The sequence below is a fragment of the Hymenobacter wooponensis genome (assembly GCF_004745865.1).
In the GTDB taxonomy this organism is placed as follows: Bacteria; Bacteroidota; Bacteroidia; order Cytophagales; family Hymenobacteraceae; genus Hymenobacter; species Hymenobacter wooponensis.
Window position 1 is genome coordinate 1 of the sequence record NZ_SRKZ01000008.1, and the last position, 23,715, is coordinate 23,715.

The 23,715-nt window shown below is 62.8% G+C and carries 24 protein-coding genes; 21 read left to right on the plus strand and 3 right to left on the minus strand.

The genetic code is table 11. The features are described from left to right. A partial coding sequence (locus tag EU557_RS22425; protein ID WP_245326362.1) for a sensor histidine kinase occupies positions 1 to 554 on the plus strand: 554 nt, incomplete at its 5' end. A gap of 16 nt (positions 555 to 570) precedes the next feature. On the opposite strand, the gene EU557_RS22430 is transcribed toward EU557_RS22425, so the two are convergent. After that, positions 571 to 3,078, minus strand: a complete 2,508-nt coding sequence (locus tag EU557_RS22430) for a sigma 54-interacting transcriptional regulator (RefSeq protein WP_135532725.1) — start codon at positions 3,076 to 3,078, stop codon at positions 571 to 573. Positions 3,079 to 3,406: 328 nt separating this feature from the next. On the opposite strand from EU557_RS22430, the gene EU557_RS22435 reads away from it, so the two are divergent. The 20 genes from EU557_RS22435 to EU557_RS22530 all read left to right on the plus strand — a co-directional run bounded on the left by EU557_RS22435 (position 3,407) and on the right by EU557_RS22530 (position 21,366). Beyond that, positions 3,407 to 4,006 carry a Crp/Fnr family transcriptional regulator gene (locus tag EU557_RS22435; RefSeq protein ID WP_135532726.1) on the plus strand — a complete coding sequence of 200 codons (600 nt, stop codon included), beginning with the start codon at positions 3,407 to 3,409 and terminating at the stop codon, positions 4,004 to 4,006. Between the two features lie 54 nt (positions 4,007 to 4,060). Beyond that, on the plus strand, positions 4,061 to 4,666 hold the full coding sequence (locus EU557_RS22440; RefSeq protein ID WP_135532727.1) for a Crp/Fnr family transcriptional regulator: 606 nt from the start codon (positions 4,061 to 4,063) through the stop codon (positions 4,664 to 4,666). Between the two features lie 87 nt (positions 4,667 to 4,753). Then, positions 4,754 to 5,671, plus strand: a complete 918-nt coding sequence (locus EU557_RS22445) for a pirin family protein (RefSeq protein ID WP_135532728.1) — start codon at positions 4,754 to 4,756, stop codon at positions 5,669 to 5,671. Continuing rightward, entirely contained in the window at positions 5,668 to 5,988 is a 321-nt protein-coding gene (locus EU557_RS22450) for a GNAT family N-acetyltransferase (RefSeq protein WP_135532729.1), read from the plus strand. Before EU557_RS22445 ends, EU557_RS22450 begins: the two co-directional genes overlap by 4 nt. A gap of 61 nt (positions 5,989 to 6,049) precedes the next feature. Next, positions 6,050 to 6,649 carry an NADPH-dependent F420 reductase gene (locus tag EU557_RS22455; RefSeq protein ID WP_135532730.1) on the plus strand — a complete coding sequence of 200 codons (600 nt, stop codon included), beginning with the start codon at positions 6,050 to 6,052 and terminating at the stop codon, positions 6,647 to 6,649. A 61-nt stretch (positions 6,650 to 6,710) separates the two neighbouring features. Beyond that, on the plus strand, positions 6,711 to 7,682 hold the full coding sequence (locus tag EU557_RS22460) for an alpha/beta hydrolase (protein ID WP_135532731.1): 972 nt from the start codon (positions 6,711 to 6,713) through the stop codon (positions 7,680 to 7,682). A 148-nt stretch (positions 7,683 to 7,830) separates the two neighbouring features. Further along, complete coding sequence (locus tag EU557_RS22465) at positions 7,831 to 8,283, plus strand: cupin domain-containing protein (RefSeq protein WP_135532732.1); 453 nt, start codon at positions 7,831 to 7,833, stop codon at positions 8,281 to 8,283. 89 nt (positions 8,284 to 8,372) lie between these two features. Then, a complete protein-coding gene (locus EU557_RS22470; protein ID WP_135532733.1) occupies positions 8,373 to 8,822 on the plus strand; it encodes a DUF305 domain-containing protein in 450 nt (149 codons plus the stop codon). Positions 8,823 to 8,844: 22 nt separating this feature from the next. After that, positions 8,845 to 10,251 (plus strand): YncE family protein, encoded by a 1,407-nt coding sequence (locus EU557_RS22475; protein ID WP_135532734.1) that lies wholly within the window; start codon positions 8,845 to 8,847, stop codon positions 10,249 to 10,251. Positions 10,252 to 10,536: 285 nt separating this feature from the next. Then, a complete protein-coding gene (locus EU557_RS22480) occupies positions 10,537 to 11,292 on the plus strand; it encodes an SDR family NAD(P)-dependent oxidoreductase (protein ID WP_135532735.1) in 756 nt (251 codons plus the stop codon). 43 nt (positions 11,293 to 11,335) lie between these two features. Continuing rightward, positions 11,336 to 12,328, plus strand: a complete 993-nt coding sequence (locus tag EU557_RS22485) for a quinone oxidoreductase family protein (protein WP_135532736.1) — start codon at positions 11,336 to 11,338, stop codon at positions 12,326 to 12,328. A gap of 103 nt (positions 12,329 to 12,431) precedes the next feature. Further along, on the plus strand, positions 12,432 to 13,001 hold the full coding sequence (locus tag EU557_RS22490) for a Crp/Fnr family transcriptional regulator (RefSeq protein ID WP_135532737.1): 570 nt from the start codon (positions 12,432 to 12,434) through the stop codon (positions 12,999 to 13,001). Between the two features lie 543 nt (positions 13,002 to 13,544). Further along, positions 13,545 to 14,201, plus strand: coding sequence for a hydrolase (locus tag EU557_RS22495; protein WP_135532738.1), 657 nt, complete (start codon positions 13,545 to 13,547; stop codon positions 14,199 to 14,201). Between the two features lie 87 nt (positions 14,202 to 14,288). Continuing rightward, positions 14,289 to 14,699, plus strand: a complete 411-nt coding sequence (locus EU557_RS22500) for a hypothetical protein (protein ID WP_135532739.1) — start codon at positions 14,289 to 14,291, stop codon at positions 14,697 to 14,699. 290 nt (positions 14,700 to 14,989) lie between these two features. Next, a complete protein-coding gene (locus EU557_RS22505) occupies positions 14,990 to 15,463 on the plus strand; it encodes a Dps family protein (protein ID WP_135532740.1) in 474 nt (157 codons plus the stop codon). Between the two features lie 264 nt (positions 15,464 to 15,727). Next, positions 15,728 to 16,729: a type I glyceraldehyde-3-phosphate dehydrogenase gene (locus EU557_RS22510; RefSeq protein WP_135532741.1), complete on the plus strand. Its 1,002-nt coding sequence runs from the start codon at positions 15,728 to 15,730 to the stop codon at positions 16,727 to 16,729. Positions 16,730 to 16,779: 50 nt separating this feature from the next. After that, positions 16,780 to 17,052 carry a UBP-type zinc finger domain-containing protein gene (locus EU557_RS22515; protein WP_135532742.1) on the plus strand — a complete coding sequence of 91 codons (273 nt, stop codon included), beginning with the start codon at positions 16,780 to 16,782 and terminating at the stop codon, positions 17,050 to 17,052. A 30-nt stretch (positions 17,053 to 17,082) separates the two neighbouring features. Further along, positions 17,083 to 18,477, plus strand: a complete 1,395-nt coding sequence (locus EU557_RS22520; RefSeq protein ID WP_135532743.1) for a sensor histidine kinase — start codon at positions 17,083 to 17,085, stop codon at positions 18,475 to 18,477. Positions 18,478 to 18,642: 165 nt separating this feature from the next. Then, complete coding sequence (locus tag EU557_RS22525) at positions 18,643 to 19,707, plus strand: oxidoreductase (RefSeq protein ID WP_135532744.1); 1,065 nt, start codon at positions 18,643 to 18,645, stop codon at positions 19,705 to 19,707. Positions 19,708 to 19,710: 3 nt separating this feature from the next. Beyond that, a complete protein-coding gene (locus EU557_RS22530) occupies positions 19,711 to 21,366 on the plus strand; it encodes an NAD(P)/FAD-dependent oxidoreductase (protein WP_135532745.1) in 1,656 nt (551 codons plus the stop codon). 265 nt (positions 21,367 to 21,631) lie between these two features. Here the strand turns inward: EU557_RS22530 and EU557_RS22535 are convergent, their stop codons facing one another. Together EU557_RS22535 and EU557_RS22540 are read right to left on the minus strand one after the other, a co-directional pair. Next, the gene (locus EU557_RS22535; protein WP_135532746.1) at positions 21,632 to 22,030 is read right to left on the minus strand and encodes an SRPBCC family protein; all 399 of its coding nucleotides are present in this window, start codon (positions 22,028 to 22,030) and stop codon (positions 21,632 to 21,634) included. Between the two features lie 329 nt (positions 22,031 to 22,359). Next, the gene (locus tag EU557_RS22540; protein ID WP_135532747.1) at positions 22,360 to 23,385 is read right to left on the minus strand and encodes an Atu2307/SP_0267 family LLM class monooxygenase; all 1,026 of its coding nucleotides are present in this window, start codon (positions 23,383 to 23,385) and stop codon (positions 22,360 to 22,362) included. Positions 23,386 to 23,715 lie beyond the last annotated feature (330 nt).

The window sequence follows — 23,715 nt, forward strand, 5'->3', positions numbered from 1 at the left end:
AGTCGCGCCACTTGCACGACCCGCAAGCGGTGGCCGCCATCCGTGAGAGCCAGAACCGGGTGCAGGTCATGGCCCTGCTGCACCAGAAGCTCTACCAGGCCGACCACCTCGGCCGCGTGAACCTGGCTGACTACGCCCGCGAAATCGTCACGTACCTAGTCGAGTCCTTCGACCGCCAACGGTCAGTGCAGGTGCAGCTCGACCTGGCTCCCATTGAGCTGGAAACGACGGTGGCTACTCCCTTAGGGCTTATTATCAACGAAGCGGTGACCAACACCCTCAAGCACGCCTTTCCACCACCCCGGCGCGGCACGCTCACGGTCAGCCTGGTCAGCTTAGGTCCGCAACAATATCAGTTGACCATCACCGATGACGGAGTAGGCCTGCCACCAGGTTTCGAGCTGACGCGCAGCCGCAGCCTGGGTATGGTCATCATCAAGGGCTTGAGCCGGCAACTCGATGGGCAGCTGGCCGTCAGCACAGCCGGGGGCGTGCATATCAGTCTGCAGTTTGACATGACCAAGAAGCCCGTTCATGCCGAAGCTATGGCCTAGGTATTGGCTACTTAGGCTACTCTGCGCGGCTTTCTTTGCGCGTGGCGATGCCTAGCTTTTTCATGCGCGCTTCCAGCGTAGTGGCTTTTACGCCCAACAGCACGGCGGCCCCGCGCGGGCCCCGGATGCGGTAGTTCGTTTGGGTGAGAGCGGCCAGAATGGTATCGCGCATGGTATCCTCCATGGGTTTCACTTCGCTGCGTGGGGCAGGGCCTGCTACTAAGGGCTCGGCCAGCACCAGAGTTGGCGGCGCGGATAAGATGGCGGCGCGCTCCAACACGTTTTCCAGCTCCCGGATGTTGCCCGGCCAGGCATAGGCCTGAATCTGCTGCAGAGAGGTGTTAGCAATGCTGGTAAACGGCTTGCCTAGCTTCTGGCTGAGCTTACGCAGAAAATACGTGGCGAGCGGCAGCAGATCGTCGGGGCGGGTACGCAGCGGGGGCAGCACCAGCGGGAATACGTTAAGTCGGTAGTAGAGGTCGGCCCGAAACCGGCCCGCGGCCACTTCGGTGGCCAGTTCCCGATTAGTAGCCGCGATGATGCGCACATCTACTTTAAGCGGGCCTTTACCGCCTAAGCGCTCAATTTCTTTTTCCTGCAGCACGCGCAGCAGCTTGGCCTGCAGTTCCAGGGGCAGCTCCCCAATTTCATCCAGGAACAGGGTGCTGCCGTGGGCCAGCTCAAACTTGCCCACGCGCCGCTCGGTGGCCCCCGTGTAGCTGCCTTTTTCGTGGCCAAACAGCTCCGACTCCATCAGCTGCGGCGGCAAGGCGGCGCAGTTTACCTTGACCATCGTGCGCGCGGCCCGGCCTGAGCGGTTATGCACGGCGCGGGCAATCAACTCCTTGCCAGTGCCGGTTTCGCCCAGCAGCAGCACGGTGGCATCGGTGGGGGCTACCTGGCCTACCCCCCGCAGCACGGAGAGCAGCGCCGGACTCGTGCCAATGATTTCCTCAAAGTTGTGGCTGGTTTTCAGCTCCTCGCTGAGGTAGGTTTTCTCCTGTTCCAGTTGCTCACTCAGGCGGCGGATGCGCTCGTAGGCCAGTAGGTTTTCCAGGGACCCGGCCAACTGATTGGCCAGCTCCTGCAGCACCTGCAAATCCTTGCTGGTAAACGCATAAGCGGCTTTGCTGGCCACTACAAGCACGGCTACGGGCTGGGCTTTCAGCGTGATGGGCACGTACATGGACGACTTCAGCTGCAGCAGGTCGCGGTAGTAGCGGGTTACTGCGTTCAACTCACTGGCCTGAGTTGCCGCTTCACCCACATTCAGCGTGGGTTTGAGCAGGGCAGGTTCCATGGCGGCCACTGCCTGCTCCCGCTCGGCCGCGCTTTCGGGCAGCGGCAGGCTATCTAGGGGCAGCAGGTGAAACCGGCCGTCCTGCTTGCCAACGGTGGCATCCATAACGCTGGTTGAGCCCAGCACGCGCCCTACCCGGTAGAAGCTAAGCAGGTCGATGGGCAGCAGCTCGCTGATAACGGAGGCGACCTGAGGGGCTATATCGGCCATATCTCGCCCGTTGCGGAACGCACTAGCTACGGCTAGCTCGGCGGCCTTAAACTGCCGCTGGGTTTCTAAAGCTTCATACGCCAACAGGTTGTCCAGGGCCAGGGCAATTTGCGGCATGATGAGACTGATGGCGGCGTAGTCTTCTGCCGTAAACCCAGCGGCGGCCGTGGTGCCCAGTTGCAGACTGGTAAACGTGCGCTGCTGCAGCGCGACCGGAAAAAACGCCATGGATTGAATCCCGAAGGCCTCATTGATGGCCCGAGCCATGCTAAACTCTTGGCCTAGGACCTCAAATGCTGCCCCAGTGAAAATACCCTGGCGCTCCCCCGGATCGGCGGCCATGGGGTGGGCGAGCATACTCAGCCGCTCGGCGGGAGTATCGGGCCCCAGGAGCTGGGGCAGGCGCACCCGCTCAAATGTACCTTGAGGCGTGCGGCGCAGCAGAAGCCAATAAAAAATCTGCTCTTCGGGCTGGCTCAGACACAGGTTGAGCACGTCAATGGGTACAAACTGGTTGACCTGCGTAGCAATGGCGCGGCACAGCTGCTCGCGGTCGTGCAGCGAGGCAATGGCCTCGTTCACGGCCATCTGGGTTTGCTGCTGCTGGCGCAGCTTGGCCTCCTGGCTGTGGGCGTGGCGGTAGCGAGCAATTTCGAGGGCAGCCAGCACGTCCCGCTCTCGGAAGGGCTTGTTGAGAAAGCCATAAGGCTCCGTCACTTTCGCCGCGGCCAGTACGTCGTCGCTTAGGTTGGCAGACAGAAATACGAAGGGAATGCGCTGCTGATTGAGCCAGTGGGCTAGTTCAATACCCGTCTCTGCCCCTTTCAGAAATATATCCAGCAGTACTACGCTGGGCCGCGCTTCATTCACCAATGCCCGGGCCTGCGTGCCCGACTCAGCTAGGCCCACGACCCGGTAGCCCGCCCCTTCCAGAATATCCCCCAAGTCATTGGCAATTAGAAACTCGTCTTCTACAATGAGCACGAGGGCGGCGGATTCAGTGGGAGTAAGCATAGACGGCTGGTGAAGGTTTGCAACTCGCTACCTAGGTGCCGTTGAGGCAAATGACGCGGTTTGGCTGGGCTTGGGGGCGGCAGTCTCACCAGGGAAAGGTACGCCGCAAAGCTGCCAGTTAAGGAAGGTTTATCCAAAAAAAACTCCAATATATTGGATAATCCAATACACTGGGGATTTCTCCAATGACCTTAACGCTACGCAACTCGACACATAACATATTGATATAAAGATAATTAATTACCATACATGTTACATAATTAGTGCGTTGGCACCCATTTGGCAACCAATGGAGCAGCTATGATCCTTTCCGCTCTACGTCCACGCCATGCAAGCCTTACGCAACTATATTGACCACCTGACCCGCTCAACCATTTCTGATGCGGATTTCGCCTTGATTACGGCCGAGCTGTTGCCCTACAAGCTTTATAAGAAACAATATCTGCTACAAGCGGGGGAAGTCTGTCGATATCAGGCCTTCGTTGTGGAGGGAGCCCTTCGACTGTATACCCTGGATGCGCGAGGTAACAAGCAGGTTCACGTGCTGGGGGTGGAAAACATGTGGATTGGCGACCGGCAAAGTTGGTCGCAGCTGATGCCTTCGCGCTACTACATTGATGCCGTGGAGGATTCGCAGCTCCTACTCATCAATTGCCCCCAAGCCCAGGAGCTCGTGCGCCGGGTACCGCTGGTGGCCGAGTTGGTGCGCATTCAGGATGAGCGCAACGCCATTGCCGCCCAGCAGCGCCTGCACGATGCCATTGCCTGCACAGCTGAGGAACGTTACGCCGCCTTTGTCGCCCAATATCCTGGCTATGTGCAGCGGTTTTCGCAGCTCATGATTGCCTCTTACCTGGGTATTTCGCCCGAAACTCTGAGTCGCATTCGCACCAAGCTGCCGCACATTCATTCTCGGGCTGGTTCCTAAATCGAGCCGGAGTTCTGTGTCAGGCCTCAGCCTTCCTTTGCTACCTGCTCCGCTATGCAAGCTTTTCGCACCTACATCGATGCCAATATCTCCGCTCCTGTTTCCGACGCGGATTTCGCCCACATATGCGCAGCGTTTGCCCCAAAGAGACTCAAGAAAAGAAGCTTTTTGCTCCGGGCGGGCGAGGTGTGCAAGCACTTCGCCTTTGTGCTGAAGGGCGCACTCCGAATGTACAGCGTAGACAATAAGGGCATTGAGCACGTGCTCAGCCTGGGCGTCGAAAACTGGTGGGTGGGCGACCGAGAAAGCTGCGTGCTGCTCACCCCATCTCGCTACTACATTGATGCTCTAGAAGATGCCAGCTTACTGCTGATAACCCATACTCAAATGCAAGAGCTACTAAGGACCGTGCCAGCCATGGCCGAGCTGATGCGGGGGTTAGACCAGCGCCACGAAACTGCCACCCGGCGGCGCTTGGAGGCCGCCATATCCTGCACGGCCGAGGAGCGTTACGTAGCTTTTCTGGCGCAGCACCCTCGCTATGTGCAGCGGTTTCCGCAGCACCTGATTGCGTCTTACCTCGGCATTCTGCCTGAGACCCTGAGCCGCATTCGCACCAAACTGCACGCTAAGCACCAGTCAACTGAATTGCTTTCTTGATAAAAGTCAACGGAACCCCCTGGCCTAGGAGACCACCTTTGCAGTAGCAGCAGCCTAGCGAAGGCGCTGCCAACTAGTACGCACGCCATGACCAAATCCATCATCGCGCAAATTGGAGGCACCAACGCCACAGTAGGAAAGCTGCTCGTCAACCGACTGTTGCCCAGCCGGATGGTGGCCGCGGTGGGCCCGTTTGTTTTCCTGGACCACGTGTACCCCACCCACCTCGAGCCCCAAGTGCCGAAGGCCCCAACGGGCGAAACCGCCCACCCGCACCGAGGCATTGCCACCTTCACCTACGTGCTAAGCGGCGCCCTGGAACACTACGACAGCGCGGGCCACCACGGGGAGGTAGCAGCTGGCGGCGCGCAATGGATGAAGGCCGGCCGGGGCGTGCTGCACGATGAAAACCCCAGCCTAAATTTTCAAGCCACCGGCGGCGTGCTGCACGCTTTACAGTTCTGGATTAACCTGCCGGCCCGCTATAAAGCAGAAGCCCCCGCCTACCTAGCCCTGCAACCCACGGCCGTACCCGAGGTGCTGCTGCCCGAGTCGGCTGGCAGATTGCGGGTGCTACTCGGGGCCCTGGGCGATGCCGCTTCGCCGGTACCTACCAGCAGCCCCCAGTTCCTGTACCACTTACAGCTGAGCCCCAAGGCTTCCTTCTCCCTAGCTACCAAGGCCGGCTTGGACTACGCGGCTTTTGTGCCCGCTGAGATAGTGCAGATTAATGGCCAACCCTTCGGCCAGAGTGAGCTGGTGTTGTTTGGCCATGAAACCGGCCCTATCACCTTCACTAATCCCAGTATCGGGCCGGTGAGCGTGCTGGTTTTTGGCGGGGAGCCTTCCCCCGAGCCGATGGTGGCCCAAGGACCTTTCGTGATGAATAGCCACGCCGAAATAGCCACGGCCTACGAAGACTTTTTCGCCGGTGACTACGGCCAGATTTACTATGAGCCAGTCACCCTGCCCCAAGATCTAGCGCCTCGCACTACTCTCCTATGAACCCTACTTATCATCCCATCCCCCTCACCGATAACGCCTACGACCAGCAGTTTGAGCTGGCAGTTAACGGGGCTACGGCGCTGCTGCAATACCAACTTCATCACCAATACCTTAGCCTAATTCACACCGAAGTGCCTGCCGCCCTGCAGGGTCAGGGAGTTGGCAGCGCCCTGGTGGAAAAGGTGCTGCTGTGGGCGCAGGAGCGTCACCTGACCATCATTCCGCTGTGCCCGTTTGTGGCGCACTATATCCATCGGCACCCTGCCTGGTACCAACTGGTGGCCCCCGGCTACCGGCCCGCCGGCGCGGCGCAATAGCCCCTGTCTGGCGCCCCCTATTTGCTTGTTTCCATCCTTACATTTTACAACCCTATACTCCATGAAAATAGGAACCATCGGCGCGGGCAACATTGCCCAGGCGTTTGTTCGCCACGCCGCCCAAGCCGGCTTCGAGGTTGTCATCAGCAGCAAATCCGGGCCGGCGGCGCTCCTCGACCTGGCCGCTGCCCTCGGGCCAGGGGTTAGGGCGCGCACCGTAGAGGAAGCCGCGCAGGCTGACCTCGTGCTGCTGTCGGTGCCGTGGGATGCGGTAGCGGACGTCCTGGACCGCGTGCCGAGCTGGAACAACCAGATCCTCCTGGACACCACCAACGCCATCCAATTTCCCGACTTCAAACCCCGGGACCTGGGCGCCAAAACCTCGTCGGAAATCGTGGCCGAGCTAGCGCCCGGCGCGCGGGTCGTGAAGGGGTTCAACACCCTGGCCGCGGCCGTGCTGGCGGCCAGCCCGAGCGAAAGCGGCGGCCAGCGGGTCGTGGTGGTTTCCGGCGACGATGCCGCGGCCAAAGCCGACGTGCTGGCGCTAATCAACAAAATGGGCTTTGCGGGCCTCGACCTGGGCGGGCTCTCAACCGGGGGGCGGCTCCAGCAGTTCGGCGGGGCCTTTTCGGGCGTCAATCTGGTAAAGCTGCCGGCGTAGTAGCACGCCCTGCCCGCTGTTCAACTCGCATCACCACCATAACCACTTAACTCCTTTCCGTATGCAAGCACCTCCTTTTGCCACCGACCAGCACCTCGACCCGCAGGTCATCGAGTTCCTCAAAGCCCTGAATACCGGCGGCCCCGGCCTCGAAACCCTCCCCGTGCCCGACGCCCGCCAGGTGCTGGTCGGCGCGCAAGCCTCTGCTACCGTGGACCTCTCGGGCGTGGAAACCACCCAGCGCACCATCGAGGAAGATGGCTACACCGTGCCCCTGCACATCGTGCGCCCGACGGGCACCTCGGGTACGATACTGCCCGCGTTCATCTTCATTCACGGCGGCGGTTGGGTGCTGGGCGACTTCCCCACCCACCAGCGCATGGTGCGCGACTTAGTAGTAGAATCGGGCTTCGTGGCCGTGTTCGTGGACTACACGCCTAGCCCGGATGCGCAGTATCCGCAGGCCATCAACGAAATCTATGCCGCCACCAAGTGGGTAGCCGAGCACGGCGCGGAAATCAACGTGGACGGAAAAAACCTAGCGGTGGTGGGCAACAGCGTGGGTGGCAACATGACCACCGTAACCTGCCTACTGGCCAAGGAGCGAGGTGGCCCGCACATCAAGCTGCAAGTCCTGCTGTGGCCCGTGACCTCCGCCGCCTTTGATACCGAGTCGTTTGAGCTGTATGGCCAGGACCGGTTCCTGACTGCCCCGCTCATGAAGTGGATGTGGGACACCTACACCACCGACCTAACCAAGCGGAAGGAAATCCACGCGTCGCCCCTCAACGCCTCGCTGGAGCAGCTAGCCGGCCTCCCGCCGGCTCTGATTCAGGTGGCCGAAAACGACATCCTGCGCGACGAGGGCGAAGCCTACGGCCGCAAGCTCAGCGAGGCCGGCGTACCCGCCACCACCATCCGCTACAACGGCATGATTCACGACTTCGGCCTGCTCAATGCCCTGGCCGAGGTGCCGGCGGTCAAGTCGCTGTTTGTGCACGCGGCCGGCGAGCTCAAGAAGTACCTCGGCTAAACGCCTCGCTTTGCCGCCAATTCTTTCAGCCCCTGCTTTTTACCCGAGTTAGGGGGAAGGCAGGGGCTGTTGAGTGAAGAGCAGACCGCAACATAAGTACTTGAGCCTCTTTGCTGGGCTCTTCCTGTTAATCCATCAACTCCAACGCATGAACCAGTCTTTCTGGCTTTTGGGCACCCTCACGCGCATTCTGGCCGACCACGAAGCCACCGAAGGCCGCTACGACCTCATTGAGGGCACTTTCCAGCCCGGGGTAGTCACGCCGCTGCACCGGCACACCACCTATTCCGAGCACTTAGTTGTGCTGGAAGGCGAGTTTACCGTGCATACCAAAACCGAGGTAGTCGTGTTGAAACCAGGGCAGGACTTATTTATTCCGCTGGGTACTGCCCATGCCGTAGTGAGTGGCCCGGCGCGGACCCGGGGGCTGGTAGTAGCCTCACCTAGTGGCTTTGCCAGGCTCATTAAAGCGGCGGGTACCGCGGCCGACGCTACTGGCCTACCCCCCACCACGCCGCCCGACATGGAGGCGTTTGCCCGGGCTTCGGCCGAGATAGGTGATGAAATAGTGGGACCACCTCCAGCAGCAGGCCGCGAATAGGCTGGCCTTTCCCTGCCATTCGCTTAGGGCGCGCAGCAACTGGCTGCTTGCTTATACCCTCACCAAACGCTTCACTGATGACGCTATCCATGAAATCCTTGCCTTTGCTTTCATTCCTGGCTGCTACGCCCGTGGCGGTAGCGCAGGCGCAAACGCATGACCACCACGGCATGTCGGCGGTGAAAAGCAGCTCGCCGCACGCCAGTCCCGCCGTCGCTGGCCTGGCGCCGGGTACGCCCGCGGCGGCTTTTCATCGGCAGATGGATTCGGTGATGACGGTGATGGACCGCGGCATGCAGCAGATGGGAGGCGTGCCGCCCACCAATATCGACGCCAGCTTCGCGGCCATGATGGTGCCCCACCACCAGGGGGCGGTGGACATGGCCCGCCTGCAGCTGCTCTACGGCCAAGACCCGGCGCTGCGCCGCCTGGCCCAAAGTATTATCGCCGAGCAGCAAGTCGAGATTCAGCAGATGAACGCTTGGCTGCGCCAGCACGGGGCCGCCGCTAAACCCTCGTCCGCGCCGGCGCAGCACTGATTTTTCTTCCTAGCCCTTCCCTATGAAATACCTGCTTTTCGGCACCCTCCTATTATGGGGCCGGCCGGGCTACGCGCAAACCGTCAGCCACCGCGACCGGGTGTACACCGCCGACCAGATTTCTAACACCGTGTCCGTCATCGATCCGGTCGATAACAAGCTGCTGGGCCAGATAATCTTGGGCAAGCCGCAACCCGATATCCTGACGCCGCTTTACCGGGGTCAGGCGCTGGTGCACGGCCTAGGCCTGGCTCCCGACCACCGAACGCTGGCCGTGGTGTCGGTGGGCTCCAACAGCGTGACCTTCATTGACCCGGCCACCAATGCCATCAAGGGCAGCGTGTATGTGGGCCGGGCCCCGCACGAGCCCACCTTCCGGCCCGATGGTAAGGAGGTATGGGTAACGGTGCGGGGCGAGGACTACGTATCGGTGATTGACGTGGCCACGCTGCGCGAAACCCGCCGCATTCAGGTCGCCAACGGGCCCGGCATGGTGGCCTTCAGCCCCGACAACAAGCGGGCATTCGTGTGCTCCAGCTTTTCGCCCGAGCTGACGGTCGTGGATGCGGCCACCTATGCAGTTATCAAGCACGTACCGGTGGCGAGTCCGTTCTCCCCTAACATCTTCGCCACCAAGGATGGGAGCCAGGTCTGGTTTACGCACAAGGATGTAGGCAAAGTGTCAGTGCTGGATATAAAGACGTTGAGCATTGCGCAAGTGCTGGATACGGGGCCCATCACCAACCACGTCACCACCCTGGACACCAAGCTGGGCAAGGTGGCCTACGTGAGCGTGGGCGGCGAAAATGTGGTCAAGGTGTTTTCCCGCGAGCCGGGCTTTAGGCAGCTCGCTACCATTCCGGTGGGGGCGCTGCCGCACGGCATCTGGGCCTCCGGCGACGCCAGCCGCGTGTACGTGAACCTGGAAAACGCCGACTCGGTGGTGGCCATCAGCACCGCCACCAACCAGGTACTCGGGAAGGTGAAAGTCGGGCAGGCCCCCATGGCGCTCGTGTACGTACCAAACGCCGTGCCCGCCGGCGCCACGGGCCTCACCAACCTCGGCCGGCAACTCGTGGACCAGCCCACCGTGGTGCGCGAGCTGAAGGCCGTCGGGGGCGGGGCGGCCGCCGGTTCGCTGGTTTCGCGCTCCGAGGGGCTGGTTGACCTCGCCTCCTTCTCGCTGATGCACCTGCAGCCCGACACCGAATATGACATCTACCTAAGCCGGGCTACGCAGGCTCCTTACTCCCGCGACTACCCCCTGCTGACCGTGCGCACCGACGCTAAAGGCGGCGCCATGGCCCAAACCCTCGGCCCCGTGCAAGCGGTGCCGAACACCGACCAGGCTAGCGGGGGTAAGCCGTACCAACGCGTGGTAGTGGCACCCAAGGGGGCAGGCAGCGCCCCGGTGCTGGTGAGCTGGTAACCCACTGGTATTCGGGCCTCCTACAGTTTGTTGGAACTAGGTCAGTTAAAGGCCCGGGGCAGAGTTGGAGTAGCGCCGCACTCATGAAAAGGAACTACTCCCTAACAAGGGGCAGGTTTAGCCCTTGACAATTGTCAAGGGCTTTTCTTGATAATTATCAACGCGGGCGGGGGAGGAGTGATGAGACCTTTGTCCTATCAAACAGCCCGGATAAACAGGGACAACGCATCCTTTAACCCGCCGCAAGTCAAGCTGGAACCCTTGCGGCCCCTACCTTCTCATTGTATGAATCATATGAATCGCCTAGTAGATAAAATTGCTTTTGTAACGGGTGGCAGCCGCGGCATTGGGGCCGGTATTGTACGGCGCTTAGCTACGGAAGGAGCCGATGTGGCCTTCACTTACACGCACTCCGCAGCTCAGGCCGAAGCTATTGTGGCCGAGCTAGCCAGTACGGGTCGCCGGGCCTTAGCTATTCAAGCCGACAGCGGCGATACGGCCGCTATTCGGGCGGCCGTGGCCGAGACGGTGGCCCAGTTCGGACGCATTGATGTGCTGGTGAACAACGCGGGCTTGTTTATTACGGGTACCGTCGATGATGCCGCCGCCGACCTGGCCGCCTTCGACCGGCAGCTGGCCGTGAACGTGGCGGGCGTGGCGGCCACCGTGCGGGCCGCCGTGCCTTTTATCGGGGAGGGCGGGCGCATTATCTCCATTGGGTCTACGGGCGGCAGCCGGGCGCCCTTTCCCGGCATTGCCGACTACGTGGCCACCAAAGCAGCCGTAGCGGCCTATACCCGCGGCTGGGCCCGGGACCTAGGGCCCAAAGGCATCACCGTGAACGTGATACAGCCCGGCAACATCGACACGGACATGAACCCGGCCACGAGCGACTTTGCGCCGGCGCAAGCCGCTGGCACGGCACTCGGGCGCTACGGCCGGGTAGAGGAAATTGCCGCCACGGTGGCATTTCTCTCCAGCGCCGAAGCCTCCTACATCACCGGGGCCACCATCAATGTGGATGGCGGGCAAAGCGCCTAGCCGGCGCGTAGTTTAGTCTTCGCCTTCTTTCGCCAGTAGCTCTATGGAACCACTTTCATCCGCCGCCCCCGCCGGCGTCGTGTATATGCAAGCGCCCGGACCGCCTTCGGTCCTGGTGTATGGCCGGGAAAAAATTGGGGCACCCGGGCCGGGGCAGGTGCGGGTGCGCCAGGCAGCCATCGGCGTCAACTTCGTCGATACCTACTTCCGCAACGGCAGCTTCGCGGTGGCCTCCTTTCCCTTCGTGCCCGGCGTCGAGGCGGCGGGCACCATTGAGGCCGTCGGACCAGATGTGACCAGCTTCCGAGTCGGCGACCGGGTAGCGTATCACTTTGTGGTGGGGGCCTACGCCGAAGTACGGCTGATGCCCACTTCCGGCCTGGTGCGTATACCCGATGGAATCACCTTTGCCCAGGCGGCCGCCGTGACTACCAAGGGGCTGATGGCGTGGGCCCTGCTGCGGCGTATTTATCCGGTGCAGGCCGGCAGCGTGGTGCTGGTGCACGCCGCGGGCGGCGGCGTGGGCTCGCTCACGGCGCGCTGGGCCCGGGCGCTGGGTGCTACCGTTATCGGCACGGTGGGCACGGCCGCGAAGCTGGCCGCGGTACAGCCCTACCTGAACTATGCCATTGCCCTCGACCACGAAGACTTGGCGGCGCGCGTGCTGGAAATCACCGCCGGGCAAGGTGTTGATGTGGTGTATGATGGCGTTGGGCAAGCAACGTTTGGCGCCTCCGTGCCCGTGGTAAAGCCCGGCGGTACGCTCGTGCTCTACGGTTCGTCGTCGGGGCGGCCCCAACCGCCGGCGCCCGCCGTGCTCGCCCAACGGCAGCTTACCGTTGTTTCGCCCGTGCTGGGCACCTACCTGCCCACCCAAACTGCGCTGGAGCAAGCCGCGGCAGATGTTTACGCGGCCCTCCAACAAGGCTGGTTTGGGGAGCTCACGACGCAGACTTATCCCCTTGCCGACGCCGCCCGGGCCCACGCGGACTTGGAAGCCCGGCGCACCACGGGCTCGGTGCTCTTGCTGCCTTAGGGCCGCCTAGGTGGGCCGTTGTTCAACCAACAGCAGCGGAGGCTAGGATGGAGCCAAGCAAAAAGTCTTTCTTTTGCGCTTGGTACCATCCTAGCCTCCGTCCATGTTTGCCGTGTTTGAGCAGTATTTGCAGAGTAAAGCGTTCTTCACCCCGGCCGAAATCGAGCAGATACAAGCGGTAAGTGTCGTGCGTGCGCTGCGCAAGCGGCAGTACCTACTCCAGGCCGGCGACGTGTGGCAGGCCAATGCCTTCGTGGTCAGCGGCTGCCTGCGCACCTACTCGGTCGATGCCAAAGGCCTGGAGCACATCATCGGGTTTGCGGTTGAAAACTGGTGGGCCAGCGACCAGGAAAGCCTGCTTTCCGGGCAGCCCTCCCGCTATAATATCGAAGCCACGGAGGATTCGACCGTGATAGTGCTGAAAAACGACGACTTTGAGCGGCTGCGCCGCGAAGTACCGGCCTTCGACCAAGTAGTTAAGGCCTTGGTGCTCCGCAGCTTTATGGCCTCACAAAGTCGGGTGCACTCGGCGATTAGCTATTCGGCCGAGGAGAAGTACCGCGAGTTTCTGCAGAAGTATCCGGGCCTGGCTCAGCGCATTCCGCAGCACATGGTCGCCTCCTACTTAGGCCTCACGGCCGAAACGCTCAGCCGCATCCGCCGCCAAGCGTGAATACGCTTCTTTAAGGGGTCGACGTTCTGGCTTCCTGGAAAGAGCGCTTTGATGCCCCGGGCGCTGTCCATCGCCTGCAAACGAGCTCACTCCGCCGTCAGCGGCACTTGCGCGCAGGTAGTTTTCGAACGGCTCGTTTATGGAATAGGCTCTAATAGCCAGCAAAATCCGAGTACCGGCAGCGGGGGCCCAGGCGGCGGCTTTTGCCAATCTAGTGGTTTTAAACGGGGTCTTGCCTGATTAGTGACCCGGGAAGACCGGCTCTGTGGCCTCCGGGCGGTTGCTGGCCTGAGATGAGGCGCCTCCTAGTCTAACTGCCGCGGTGGGTGATGTGTAGTTTTCCCTGACTACCCCGGCAGAGGGCATACCTAGTGGCCTAGCCCTCTTATTGGCTTCGTTAGAGCAAGGGAGCAAGCGGCGCAGCTGGACTTAACCGTGATGGATTATTGACATAAGTCAATGCGGCGGCCTAGCCCGGAGCGCCACCTTTGTCGGAGGATTTGCTGCCCAACTCTATTCTCCAACCTCTACACGTTTGGTAACATGACAGCCACCCACTCACCCAAAACGGGCTCTGACGCGCTGCTGACTCCCCAAAATAGTTTGCTGCTATTGATTGATCATCAGCCGTTTCAGTTTGCCAACTTGCACAGCCACGAGCCGACCCTACTGGTCAACAACGTGGTAGGCTTGGCCAAAACGGCGAAGGTATTCGGCCTGCCCACCATTCTGACCACGGTGGTGGAAGAGCGCGGCGGCCTGCTGCTCAAAGGCATCCGCGATGTTTTCCCGGGACAGGAAATCATCAACCGCACCACGATCAACACCTGGGAAGACCCGCGCGTGGTAAAGCAGGTGGAGCAAGCGGGCCGCCGGAAGCTGATTATGGCGGGCTGGTGGACGGAAATCTGCCTGGCCATGCCCACCATTCAGGCGCTGGGCGAGGGCTACGAGGTGTATATCGTGACCGATGCCTCGGGCGGCGTGTCCACCGAATCCCACGAGCGGGCGGTGCAGCGCCTGGTGCAGGCCGGGGCTGTGCCCATGACCTGGATGGCGGTGCTCTCGGAGCTCCAGCGCGACTGGGCGCGCACCGAAACAACCGAAGGAGTAGCCGACATCTTATTCGAGCACGGCGGCGGCAGCGGCACGGCCCTGCAATGGGAACGACAGCTACTGGGCGTGGGGGCGGGAGCCTAACCGAGCCATGGTCCGGCGGTAGTGTTGAAGCAGAGAAACCCGGCCGCCCCGGCCTAGCCGGCGCGCATGTTATTAGTTGATCGCCTTATGCAACAGTTCCTAGATGTTTCGTACCGCCGCCAGGAAAATGTGCTGGTAGCGCGCTGGATTCAGCAAATGCGCACCGGTGCCGACTTTGAGGCTGGTTACCGCTACTTGCTGAAAATGGCGCAGCAGCACACCTGTCCGTTTTGGCTGCTGGACGTCCGGCGCTGCCCCCCCAACTGCGCGCAACAGGCGCGGTGGCTGAGGGAAGAGTTTTGTCCGCTGGTTGCCACGGCGTTCGGCACGATGGCCCCAATCTTCGGGGCTCACTTGGTGTATCCTTCTCATCTCGCCCATTATCAAAGCGTCGTGCTACCCATTCTCACGCAGGGCAGCACGAGCAGTTATCAGGTGGCCGCTTTCATCGACGAGGGTCCGACTATTGCGTGGCTTCACCGCCAGCAGCTCTCCTAAGCAGCCTCTAAGGCTTAAGCAAGCACTTATGTATCAGCATCGCATAACGAATTGCTGAGCAGCAGCAGCGGGGTTCGCGCCAGTGCAGCCCGTATTACAGCTCCCTGGTGGCCTTCTAATTCGTCGATAATCTTGACAAAAGTCAAGGCATTCGTGGCTGGCCGCCCATCACCTTTGCCCTGGCTCAAACCACGGGGTGGGCCGTTCGGCCGCCCGCTGTTGACCCGAGGTGCCCCAACGCTCACTTCACCCTTTCCTAAGACATTTTGTTTCCCCTACCTCCCTTACGGATGAAAACTACCATTAGTATTGCCGCGGAACACCGCGAAGTCGTGGCCCATCAACTCGCCACCTTGCTGGCCGACGAGTTTGTGCTTTCCACCAAAACGCTGCGCGCCCACTGGAACCTGGAAGGCCCCGACTTCCACAGCATGCACCGCTACTTCGAGGAGCTCTACCAGCAGGCCACCGACCGGGCCGACCAGGTAGCCGAGCGCATCCGCCAGCTAGGCCACTACGCACCGGCTTCGCTGAAAACCTTCCTGCAGCTCACCCACCTGACCGAGCAGGACGACGCCGGCAACGACAGCCTCAGCCTAATTCGGGTGTTGCTCCAGGACCACGAGAGCATCATCGAATTTATCCGGGGCACCCTCGGCGAAATGCAGAGTGCGCATAAAGATGCGGGCACGAGTGATTTTGTGACGGCCCTGCTCGAGCAGCACGAGAAAACAGCCTGGATGCTGCGCGCCCACCTCCAGTAGGGGCCGCGGAGTAGCTGGCGTGTCGCCCGCCGCGAGCTGAATAGCCCGGAGCAGGATGCCGGTCAGGTTAGGCCACGCTGCCGAGGTCAAGATCTTATCAAGCCGTTACTATTCAGCAGACTAGCACGCTGATTATCATTAAAGTATGATCTTCCAGGCCGGCTCCTCCCTGCACTCCCGACTACCAACCGGGACGCCGAACGTCGGACCCTAGGCCTCCTGGTCTTTCCAACTGGTTGTTTTCTCCTTTACTGTTCTCCCTCTATGAAAACCATTGCCCTCTATGGATTTGGCCGCATTGGGCGGCAGTTCCTGCGCGTCGCGCTGACCGAGCGCCTGTTCGTGCCGGTGTCGGTGTCCGACATTCGGGATGAGGCGACCCTGGCGGCCCTCTTCGCCGTGGACACCAACTATGGGCGCTGGCCTGAGCCCGTGGCGGGTACCCCGGGCCAGCTGCGAATCGGCGAGCGGGACATCCCCTACCTGAATTCAGCCACCGAAATTCCCGATTGGGCCGCGCTGGGCGTGGACTTAGTCGTAGACTGCACCGGCCGGGCAACCACCCGCGCCGGCGCGCAGGCCCATCTCGACCGCGGAGCCAAGTACGTGCTGGTAAGTGCGCCTAGCAAAACGCTGGCCGACTGCGACGCGGTGCTGCTCAAGGGCATCAACTTGGAAACGTTCGACCCGGACCAGCACCACCTTATCAGCATGGGCAGCTGCACCACCAATGCCCTAGCGGCGCCCATCAAGGTGATTCTAGAGAACTTCGGTATTCAGTACGGCCTGTTCTCGACGGTGCACTCCTACACCAACAGCCAGTCGCTGACCGACCAGCCCATGAAGGACCGGCGCGACTCGTGGGCCGCCGCCGAAAACATCATTCCCTCGTCGTCGGGGGCCGCGCGGGCCCTGCAGTTCATCTGGCCCGACCTGCACATCACCGGCAAAGCCTACCGCGTGCCCACCCGCACGGGCAGCATTGCGGAGCTGAACCTGGTGACGGAAAAGGAGTGTACCGTGGACGAAGTAAAGGCCGCCTTCCGGCGGGCGGCGCAGGAAGGACCGCTGCACGGCGTGCTCGACGTGCTGGAAGACGAGTGGGCGTCCTGCCGCATCGTGGCCGACCCGCACACGGCCCTCATCGACCTGCCGCTCACGGCCAAGCAGGGCCAGCTGCTGTCGGTGGCCTCGTGGTACGACAACGAGTGGGGCTTCTCGAACCGCCTGGCCGAAGTGGCGGCCTACCTGGCCGAGCGCATCTGAGCAGCTCGCCTTCTGCCCGGGCTTCTTATCACCCCTTTTCAACTTTCCCTATGTCCTCCGTTTGCTCTCACCTCGCGGCGCTCGATCCGGCGCACTTGAAAACTGCTCCGCAGCACGTCTGCCCCGAATGCGTGGCCCTGGGTGACACCTGGGTGCACCTGCGCACCTGCCAGGAGTGCGGCCACGTGGGCTGCTGCGACCAGTCCAAGAACACGCACGCCACCAAGCACTTCCGCGCCACGCAGCACCCGGTGGTGTCGTCGGCCGAGCCCGGCGAATACTGGGTGTATTGCTACCCCGACCAGGAGTTTGCCGAGTACTAGGCGCTTCGTCGGTCGTTCACTCGTATTTGCATGGCTCAGCTGCTGCCCGCCGACCCTACTGCCCTAGGCAGCATCCCCGCCTTTCAGGGCTTGCCGCCCAACGTACTGGCCTGGCTGCGGCAAGCAGGGGAGCTGCGCCAGTACGCCGACGGGGAAACCGTGGTGCTGGCCGGGGCCCCCGCCGATAAGCTGCTGGCCGTGGTGCGGGGCGGCACCTACACCCAACTGCCGGGCGATGCCAGCGCCCGCGGGTTCCGGCTGGCGGCCGGCGACGTGGGCGGCTTGATGCCGTATTCCCGGCTCCAGTTTTTTCCCGCGCAGGGCGTGGCCGTGGGCGACACGGTGCTATATGAGTTGCCTAGCCGCCACTTTCCAACCCTGGAGCAGGTCAGCCCCGAGCTGGTGCAGCGCTTGGTGGGCATCATGAACGACCGGGCCCGCGACCTGGTGCGCACGCAGGAGCGCGACGACAAGCTCCGGGCCCTGGGCAAGCTCTCGGCCGGCCTCTCGCACGAGTTGAACAACCCGGCGGCCGCCATCAGCCGGGCCGCGGCTGCGCTCACTACGGCGCTGCAAGTTATTCCGGCGCAACTGATTGAGCTGCTGGCCACCTGCCCACCCGCCGAAACCCTGACGGCCCTCACGGCCCTGGCCCTGCTGCCGGCGGAGCTGCCCCCGCCCGTATCGGCCTTGGAAGCTGCCGACCGCGAAGACGAGCTGGCCACCTGGCTGGAAACGCAAGGCTGCCCCGATGGCTATAGCTTGGCCGCGGGCTTGCTCGACGCGGATTTGGGGGTGGCGGCCCTCGCCCCGCTGGCCGGCCAATTGCCCGCCCACGCCCGGCCCGCCGCCTTTACCTGGCTGAGCGGGCACCTGACGGCCGCGCGCCTCACCCGCGACATCAGCGAGGCCTCCCGGCGCATCAGCACGCTGGTGGGCGACGTGCAAACCTACTCGCACATGGACCGCGCCACCGGCCCCGAAAAGCTGGCCGTAACCATCGGCCTCGACAGCACGCTCCACCTGTTTGCGCCCGCGCTGCGGGAGAAAAACGTGCTCCTCACCCGTGCCTACGCCCCCGACCTGCCGCTGATAACGGGCCAGGCCGCCAGCCTCAACCAGGTTTGGACCAACTTGATTGACAACGCCCTGGACGCGCTGCCCCTAACCGGCGGGAAACTGACGGTGCGCGTCGAGCAGCGCGAAAATTGCCTGTTGGTCAGCGTGCAGGATAACGGCACGGGCATCAACGCCGAGGTGCTGGCGCACTTGTTCGAGCCCTTCTACACCACCAAGCCCCTGGGCGAGGGCAGTGGCCTAGGGCTCGACATTGCCCGGCGCATTGTGCTGGAGCACGGCGGGCGGCTGGAAGTAACCTCCGAGCCGGGCCGCACGGAGTTCACGACCTGGCTACCCATTGGCTAGCCCTCCTACCCCTAAGGGCCGTCAACTCCCGCGTCAGCAGCATCCCCGGCGAGTCGTTGGCCCCGGGTTAGTCGCCCCACGCGCCATCGGTCTTGCAGTGGCTGATGGCCTGTAGGGCAGCTGAAATTAAGTTACCCATCCGCTAGTTACCTCCTACTTTTCTATATGCCGGATTCATCCGCCTTTGCCCCCGCCTACAGACCTACCCCGCAGCAGCCCCTAGGATCCGGTTTTACCGCGGCCAGCACCGCCGCCGACGTTATCCGGGGGCTCGACCTTACCGGCCAGGTGGCGCTGGTGACCGGGGGCTACGCCGGCCTCGGCCTGGAAACCGTGCGGGCGCTGCACGGCGCCGGGGCCCACGTACTCGTGCCGGCCCGCGACCCCGCCCGGGCGGCCGAGGCCATGCGGGACCTGGCCGGCGTCGAGCTGGAAACCCTGGATTTGCTCGACCCCGCGTCGATTGATGCCCTGGCCGCCCGGTTTCTGGCCAGCGGGCGGCCGCTGCACCTGCTGGTGCTTAGCGCGGGTATCATGGCCAACCCCCTCGCCCGCGACGCCCGCGGGTACGAGTCGCAGCTGGCGACCAATCACCTCGGGCACTTCCAGCTAACGGGCCGCCTCTGGCCGGCGCTGGTACAAGCGCAGGGCGCGCGGGTGGTGGCGGTGTCGTCGCGGGGACACCGGCTCTCGCCGGTTTTGTTTGACGACCCCAATTTCGAGCGCCGCCCCTACGACCCCTGGGTGGCCTACGGCCAGTCGAAGACCGCCAACGTGCTTTTTGCGCGGGGGCTGGACCAGCGCGGGCACGCCGCCGGCATCCGGGCCTTCTCGCTGCACCCGGGCAGCATTGCGGGCACGGGGCTGAGCAAGTACGTTACTCCGGAGCAGCTGCGGCAGATGGGCGCCGTGGATGAGGCCGGCAACATTGTGGTGGAGCCCGCCCGGGGCCTGAAAACCGTGGCCCAAGGCGCGGCCACCAGCGTGTGGTGCGCTACCAGCCCGCAGCTGGCGGGCCTGGGCGGGGTGTACTGCGAAGACAATGACGTGGCCACCACCTACTCCCCGGACAGTTCCCCTACTCCCCGCCCCATGACCGGGGTGATGCCCTACGCGGTGGCTGCCGCGAATGCTGACCGCCTGTGGGCCCTGAGCGAGCAGCTCACGGGCACTATCTACCCGCTAGGCCACCGTAGCCCGTCCGCCGACAGCCCTGTAGCCCTTAAGTGAACGATGAAAAAGCCCGCCATTCTGGTAGTTGACGACGACCCGCAGGTGCTCGCGGCCATCAGCCAAGACTTGCGCCGCGAGTTTCGGCAGGACTACCGCATTCTGAGCGCTAATTCTGGCCCGGAAGCGTTGACGACTCTCGCTGAGCTGCGCACGCGCGCCGAGCCCCTGGCCCTGGTGCTGGCCGACCAGCGCATGCCCGAGGTGGAGGGTGTGGAAGTACTAACCCGCGCCCTGGCCCTGTTTCCCGAGGCCAAGCGCGTGCTGCTGACCGCCTACGCCGATACCGCCGCGGCCATCCGGGCCGTCAACGCGGCCCAGCTCGACTACTACCTGCTCAAGCCCTGGGACCCGCCCGAGCAGCTGCTCTACCCCGTGCTGCACGACTTGCTGGCTAGCTGGCAGGCCACCTACCGGCCGGCGTTTGAGGGTCTGCGGCTGATTGGATTTCAATGGTCGCCGCTTTCGCACGAGCTCAAGGATTTCCTGAGCGGCTACCTAGTGGGCTACCAGTGGCTGGATATCGAGAAGGATGCCGAGGCAGCCCTGCTGCTGGCCACTACCAAGTTTACCGCCGACGACCTGCCGGTGGTTGTCTGCCCCGACGGACAAGCCCTTGCCCACCCCGACAAAGCCGACCTGGGCCGGCACCTGGGGTTGCTGGTGGCGGCGCAGCACGAGCTGTACGACGTTGTGATTATCGGGGCCGGGCCGGCGGGGCTGGCGGCGGCCGTGTACGGTGCCTCGGAGGGCCTGAAAACCCTGCTTATCGAGCGGCAAACGCCGGGCGGGCAGGCCGGAGCCTCCTCGCGCATCGAAAACTACTTGGGGTTTCCTACCGGCCTGAGCGGCAGCGAGCTGGCGCACCGCGCCTGGGCGCAGGCCACGCGCCTCGGGGCCGAGTTTATGGCCCCGCAGGAGGTGGTGAACCTTCAGGTGCAGGATGGCTACAAGCTGTTGACTTTGCGCGACCAGTCGGTTATCCGCACCAAAGCCGTGGTGCTGACGACCGGCGTCAGCTACCGCACCCTCGACGCGCCGGGCCTGGAGCGCCTGAGTGGGGCGGGCATCTACTACGGGGCGGCCCGCACCGAGGCGCGCAGTTGCCGCAACCAGCCGGTGTACATCGTCGGCGGGGGCAACTCGGCGGGGCAGGCGGCCATGTTTTTGTCTACGTACGCCTCGCGGGTGTTCATCGTGATTCGGGGCGAGCACCTGGCGGCCAGCATGTCGGCCTACCTTATCACTCAAATCGAGCAGACGCCGAACATCGAGATTCTGCCCCGCACCCAGCTGCGCGAAGCCTGCGGCGGCCAGTCGCTGGAAGCCGTGGTGGTGCAGCGCGACGGGCAAGCCCCCGAAAAGCACCCGGCCCGGGCCGTATTCATCTTCATTGGCGCCAAGCCCAGCACAGAATGGGTGTGCCACCTCGCCCTCTGTGATGCGAAGGGCTACGTGCTCACCGGCCGCGACCTGGTGGCTGACCCACGCTACGCCGCCCACTGGAAAGTAAACCGGGAGCCCTACCTGCTGGAAACCTGCGTGCCGGGCCTGTTCGCCGCCGGCGACGGCCGGGCGGGCGCTATGGCCCGCGTGGCCTCCGCAGTGGGCGAGGGCAGCATGGCCATCAAGTTCGTGCATCAATACTTAGCTGAGTAGAGACTTCCTTGCTTCTGAGCAAGGAAAACTACTCCCGAACGTCATGCTGAGCGGAGGCGCAGCCGAAGCATCTCGCTCGAATCGTTGCAATGGCAAAAGGGTGTACCACACTAGCGAGATGCTTCGGCTTCGTTACACTGCGCTCAGCATGACAGTTGGTTTGGCAACATCATCTGTCCAACGTTAGCAAGCGAGAGGCTTCGGCCAGCGGACGCCAGATCAAGCAGGACAGATGGTTTTCCAGACCATTAAACAGCTGGGTGGCCTAGCTTTTCTCCATCAGCTCCTTGAGCTTGCTCATTTCCTGCTCAATCAGCTCGACGGCTTTGTAGAACGGCTCGTCGGGCATAACCGCGGGCTTGGTGAAGCTCATCATGAAGTGGGCGCCTTCGCTGCCCGCCACCACCCGGCACGGCACCAGCCAGTTGCCTTCCACGGGGTCGTTGAACTCCTGGTCGAGGATACCAAGCTCTTTGTTCGACACCATTTTCACGTGCTGCGTGCCGCGGGGGCCTTCCATGAGCCAGTAGCCATCGGGGCCGGGCGTGGCGCTGAACACGTTATGAATGGCCCACTGCGGCCAGTTGGACAAGTCGTTGATGAACTCCCACACCCGCTCGGGGCTCGCCTGAATGTTGATGGTTTTGGTGACGGTATTAGCCATAGAAAGAAGAAGTTACGGCCGCCAGCTGGGATCAGCACGGCCAGGTGAAATTCAAATACCTTTATGCGCTAAGCCAGTGCTCGGGGCGTCATTGGGTGACGACCCGCTGCGTGGCCGGCCCACGCCAGCAGCGCCCCTACCTCCCGGGCTGCTAAGCCACAGGCGCCCACGGCAGAATGCCCTTGCTGGAGGCCGCCGCCCGGGGTACCTAGGGTCACGCCCCGGTGGGCAACTCAGCCCGCCTGGCCATTGGCCAACGACCCGGCTTCCGGCACCGCCGCGCTGGTAAGCGTGGAGCTATGCCGAAAGCCGGGGGCGGACAGCAGCACTTAGGCCCGAAGCCACGGGGCCACGCGCGTGCCCAGCAGCACAAGGGCCCGCAGGAGCTTGGCGTGGGGTAAAGTAGCCACGTCCAGCTGAAAGGTTACCCGCGTGATGCCGCCCAGCGCCTCGCTGTGGCGCAGAATCTTGGCGGCCACATCCTCGGGGCTACCCACCAACAGGGCTCCCAGCGGTCCTATCTGCGCGTTGAACTGGCCCCGGGTGACGGGCGCGCCGCCCCGCTCACGGGCTCGATTGGTGAAGGTGCGGGCGTAGCCGGGATAAAAGTCCTCCACGGCCTCGGCGGTGGTGTCGGCCACGTAGCCCAAGGAATGCAGCCCCACTTGCAGTTTCTCCGGATTATGCCCGGCCCGCTTTCCAGCTTCCCGGTAGAGATCTATCAGGGGCCGGAATTGCTGCGTTTCGCCCCCAATAATGGCTACCATCAGGGGGAGGCCCAGCGTGCCGGCCCGCACGAAGGACTGCGGCGTGCCTCCTACCCCCAGCCAGATGGGCAATACCGGCTGCTGGGGGCGCGGATAAATGCCCTGCCCCCGCAACTCGGGCCGGAATTTACCCTTCCAGTGCAACTGCTCGGTGCCCCGAATGGCGAGCAGCAACTCCAGCTTTTCCTTGAACAGGGCGTCGTAGTCATCGAGGGCAAACCCAAACAAGGGAAACGCCTCAACGGATGAGCCGCGCCCCACTACCATTTCGGCCCGACCCTGCGAAATCAAGTCCAGGGTGGCAAACTCCTGAAACACGCGCACCGGGTCGGCCGCTGACAGCACGGTCACCGCGCTGGTGAGACGAATGCGCCGAGTGCGGGCGGCCGCGGCCGCGAGAATGACGGCGGGGGCCGAATCCAGAAATTCGGCCTTGTGGTGCTCTCCAATGCCAAACACATCCAGCCCAACCTCATCGGCCAGGACGATCCGGTCGAGCAGTTGCGCCATGGCCTCGGCGCTGCTGGGCAGGCGGCCCGTGCCGTTGTCGAGCAGCGCGGCGGCGAAACTATCAATTCCAATTTCCATACAATCCTTGCTTGAGCATCCGGTGCCTTCATCGCTGGCCGGTTGGGCAAGGGCTGCTTGCTTGCTACCGGCCATGATCAGGGCACAGGCAAAGGTGTACCGCGGCAGCCCGCCATTGCCTTGATATTAATCAATAAAATGGGTGGGCTGGCGGCTGACCATACCGCTGTTCGGCCTTGGGGGTTACCCCAACGGCAAGGGGCCGGGTGCCAGCCAATAATCTCACCTCTCTGCTGGGAGCTGGTAGTGAAGGCAAACTGCTCGGTTGGCCGCACGGATACTACCTTGCACCAACTGGCAACCTGCCTTAACTAGCTCGGCTGGGCTGAT